Consider the following 4,117-nt stretch of genomic DNA (forward strand, 5'->3'; position numbering starts at 1 on the left):
CGCCGAAAACGATGGCAGTCTCAACCGATCAACGCACCACCCGTGCCGTCGAGCGTATCCGCGTCAGCTCGTCGCACGGCGCAGCTCCCGGTAGATCGTGGTGCGGGACACGTCGAACAGTTCCGCGAGTTCTGCTTGAGTGTGCTTGCCCGCGGCGGCGAGGTCGAGGAGGTGCTTCCGTTTCGTTTTGCTCAGCGTGGGCTGGCGTCCTCGGAGTTTCCCGGCGGCTTTGGCGATCTGCATGCCTTCCCGGGTGCGTGACCGGATGAGGTCGGCTTCGAACTCGGCCACCATGCCGAGGACATTGAACAGCAGCCGGCCTACCGGGTCGCTGGGGTCGTAGACGGAGCCGCCAATGCTCAGTGCGACGCCCTTACTCGTTAGTTCGTCCGCGATGTCCCGCGCGTCCGGCAGGGACCGGGCGAGCCGGTCGAGCTTCGTCACCACGAGGGTGTCGCCTGCCCGGACGGCGGCGAGGGCCTGGGCGAGGCCGGGCCGGTCGCGATCGCGTCCGGTCAGTCCGTGGTCGACGTAGACCAGCTTGGGGTTCACACCGAGCGCCGCGAGTCCTTCGCGCTGCGTCGCGAGGTCCTGCCCGGCGGTCGAGACCCGCGCGTATCCGATCTTCGTTCCGCTCACCGACACAGTGTTGCAGATATGGTGCCGTCACCGCGCATTAATTCGTGCGGGCTATACGCGCACCCGCAGCCCAGTGCTGGCGTGGGCTCTCCCGGCTCGGATCGCGCACGGTGGACGACCGGCTTTCGGGCGGTGCCGATCGGTGTCATCGGACCCTGTCCGGCGCACTCATCACCGGTATTCGCGGGATTCACGGCCTTCCGGATTCACTTTCGGGCCCACGCTCTCGCGCGCTTGCCTTCGTGGCGCCGCTGTCGTCGTTGCTGTGCTTACCGGCACGTCGTGACGTTCGATCTAGCGCGTGTACTGGATCGTGAACTCGAACGGGACAAATGAGCAATACAGACGTGAGCACAGACAACGAGGTGATCGAACGCTCGGCCGATGAGCCGGGTGCGTTCGCGCTGCTCTTCGATCGACATGCGCCAGTGATCTACCGCTACGCGGCGCAGCGACTGGGAGAGGGCAGCGCCGAGGACGTGATGTCGGAGACGTTCCTCGTCGCCTTCGAGAAGAGAGCAGCGTACGACCTCGCGATCGTCGATGCTCGCCCCTGGCTGTTCGGGATCGCCACCCGCTTGATGCATAAGCATGTGCGGCTGGAAGCGCGGGCGTGGAAGGGCATGGTTGCGGATCTCGCGGCGCAGCTCTCGCCCGACATGATCGAGCAGGCGGGTGCGCGGTTGGACGCTGCGCGGCTCACGCGGCGCTTGGCTTCGGCGCTGCGTGGTCTACCTGCGTCCGACCGCGACACCCTACTGCTGTATGCGTGGGGCGACCTCGACTACGCGGGCGTCGCACGCGCTCTCGACGTGCCGATTGGCACCGTTCGCTCACGACTCAACCGTGCCCGCCGAATCCTCAGGACCGCGGCCGGCACGACCGATCCCGAGATGGAGAAGGAACATGGACGAGTTGACGCTGCTGCGCAACACGCGTAGCGAGGCCGCACCACCGGAAGCGGCGCTGAACCGGGGGCGCGGCGCGCTCCTAGCCGCAGCCGCCGGCTACGCCCAGCCGCACACCAGCACGCCACGCCGACCGAAACGCGCTCGGCGCTTCGCGATCAGCGGGCTCAGCGCGGTCGGCGCCGCGGCGCTCGTGGCGGGGCTCGTGTTGACGGACGTGGTCGGTCTTGCGGGGTGGCGCGGGGGCGCGGATGCCGCCGCCGCAGCCGTCCTCGATGAAGCCAGCTCCGCTGCGATCGCCTCGATTGACCCGGTGGTGCAGCCCGGTCAATACCTAAAGGTCAGGACGGTGGGAGTGCACCTGTCAAGCGGGGGCGATGGTGACGTCGTGGCCTCGTACCAGTACGCGTCCGATGACACCCTCTACCGTCCCGCGGATCCCTCCGACGATTGGGTGTGGGTGCGCGGTCCGCAGTCCATCGCGGCGACCTTCGGTCCAGAATCGGAGAAGATCGCAAACGAGTGGTGGGACGGGGTGTCGTCGTCGGACGCGTTCGAGGCTGGAGATCTCCTTCGAGCGCCAGGCGGCGCCTTCTACGGGGGCTCGTCCGGGGCGGGCTTCGCGGACCTGAACGAGCTTCCGCGAGACCCGTACCGTCTGCTCAACCACATCTATCGTGTCACCCTCGGGGCTGGCCCTTCACCCGACACCGAAGCGCTCGTCTACATTGCCGACCGGCTCCGAATCGGGACCGTTCCTGCGGATCTGCGCGCCGCGATGTACAAGGCTGCGGCAATGATCCCCGGCGTGACGTTCGTCAGCGATCAAGCCACCCTCCAAGGTCGAACCGGGGTCGCGATCGGGCGGGTCGAGGACGCATGGGGCACTCGCGTGGACATCATCATCGACCCCGACACCGGTGCTTTCATCGGCGATCGCGAGGTCCTTCTCCGGGATCAGGATGGAATCCCGGCGGGAACCGCCGTGAGATGGACCACCGTCACTTCTTCGGTTGTCAGCGAGGCGCCGAAGGGTGGATCGGTGTGCGGGAAGATGACCGTCAATCCCGAAACGGGAGAATGCTGAGAGGAGCAATCGTCGGCGTCGAGCCAGCGAGCATCATCCTCCCGCCGACAGAAACTCTCCTGATCCCGCTCGAACTCCTCCGGCCATCTGGCATGAGCGACCAGAGCTGACACCACCGCATCAATCCCCCTCGCGACTGGCGAGGGGGATTGATGCGGTGAAGTGTGCGCCGCCACAGTGAGCTCGTACGGCCGAACGTCTGCTTCCACCTGGGTGACACGCTGCTCAAGTACTCATGCGACCGCGCAGAGGGCTCGAGCTGCGTTCCTCACAGCATGGCGGCTGCGCGCACCTGTGGGAGGAAGAGATCGGCGGCGGTCGCCCACTCAAGGACCCGGCGCGGTCGATCGTTGATCCTGGCGGCGATATCGTCGAGGTCGCGGGGCGAAAATCGTCTGAGGTCGTCGGTCTTGGGCAGGTACTGGCGGAGAAGCCTATTAGTGTTCTCATTTGTGCCGCGCTGCCAGGGTGAACGCGGGTCGCAGAAGTAGACGCTGGTGCCGGTTTCGGCGGCGAGTTCCTGATGGAAAGCCATCTCGCGGCCGCGGTCCCAGGTGAGCGACTTCCGCAGCGCCAGCGGTATCTGTCGAAGGTCCGCGGCGATCGCGTGGCGGACCGCGTCGGCCCGGTACCCGTCAGGAAGGGGCACGATGCGCACGAACCGTGTTGAGCGTTCAACAAGCGTCGCGACAGCGGAAGGTCTCGTACCCATGACGAGATCGCCTTCCCAATGCCCCACTTCCTGACGGTCGGTCACGGCCGCCGGCCGCGTGTGGATCGAGGTCATGTTTCGCAGAACGCCCCGGCCGTGACCCTGCTTCACTCGCCTCGCCTGACGGACCGCACGGCCCGATCGGAGATGCCGGGCAGCGTGGGGGCCGAGGTCGTTGCGGCCACTCACATAGATGCTGCGATAGATCGTCTCGTGAGAGATACGCATCGAGGAATCCATCGGGTGCGTTCGGGGCAACCACGCGGCGATCTGCTGCGGCGACCAGTCCAGCTCCAATCGCGACCTCACCACCGCAAGCAACGCTGGCGACCCTGCCAGCTTCGACGCCTTCGGCCGTCGCGCTCGTTCCCACGCACCTACATCAGCGAGGGCTGCGCGGTATGCGACCCGACCGCCGTTCCGCGCAATCTCCCTCGACACAGTCGACGCGCTCCGACCGATCAGTAGAGCGATTGTCCTCGATGACGCGCCCGCGGCGATGCCACGCGAAATCTCCTCACGTTCACCGACGGACAGGTGCCGGTCGCTGCGACGCCGCGCAGCGGGACGGACACCGCCGTGAACCGCGAGGTGTCGACGGACAACCACAGGGCTGCAGCACAGAGCTCGAGCGATTTGCCGGCTCGGCTCACCACGCCCCCACCGATCCCATACCTCGTTCTGCTGATCACTCGTGAGCGGCACACAAACCTCCGGATCGATCATCGCCGGTGGTGCGTTGACCCGTTGAGATCGCCATCGTTTACGGCA

4 protein-coding genes are annotated in these 4,117 nt (G+C 66.4%); 2 read left to right on the top strand and 2 right to left on the bottom strand.

Annotation, left to right across the window (positions count from 1 at the left end; translation table 11 throughout):
- Positions 1–63: 63 nt before the first annotated feature.
- A complete protein-coding gene (locus tag ACPEH0_RS14675) occupies positions 64–639 on the bottom strand; it encodes a recombinase family protein (RefSeq protein ID WP_366214743.1) in 576 nt (191 codons plus the stop codon).
- 347 nt (positions 640–986) lie between these two features.
- On the opposite strand from ACPEH0_RS14675, the gene ACPEH0_RS14680 reads away from it, so the two are divergent.
- Positions 987–1,580 carry an RNA polymerase sigma factor gene (locus ACPEH0_RS14680; RefSeq protein ID WP_423719499.1) on the top strand — a complete coding sequence of 198 codons (594 nt, stop codon included), beginning with the start codon at positions 987–989 and terminating at the stop codon, positions 1,578–1,580.
- Positions 1,546–2,634 (top strand): CU044_5270 family protein, encoded by a 1,089-nt coding sequence (locus tag ACPEH0_RS14685; RefSeq protein WP_423719500.1) that lies wholly within the window; start codon positions 1,546–1,548, stop codon positions 2,632–2,634. Before ACPEH0_RS14680 ends, ACPEH0_RS14685 begins: the two co-directional genes overlap by 35 nt.
- A 268-nt stretch (positions 2,635–2,902) precedes the next feature.
- Here the strand turns inward: ACPEH0_RS14685 and ACPEH0_RS14690 are convergent, their stop codons facing one another.
- Entirely contained in the window at positions 2,903–4,072 is a 1,170-nt protein-coding gene (locus tag ACPEH0_RS14690; protein WP_366214737.1) for an IS30 family transposase, read from the bottom strand.
- Positions 4,073–4,117: the final 45 nt, after the last annotated feature.

It is taken from the genome of Microbacterium sp. NPDC079356, from assembly GCF_049545465.1.
In the GTDB taxonomy this organism is placed as follows: domain Bacteria; phylum Actinomycetota; class Actinomycetes; order Actinomycetales; family Microbacteriaceae; genus Microbacterium; species Microbacterium gawkjiense.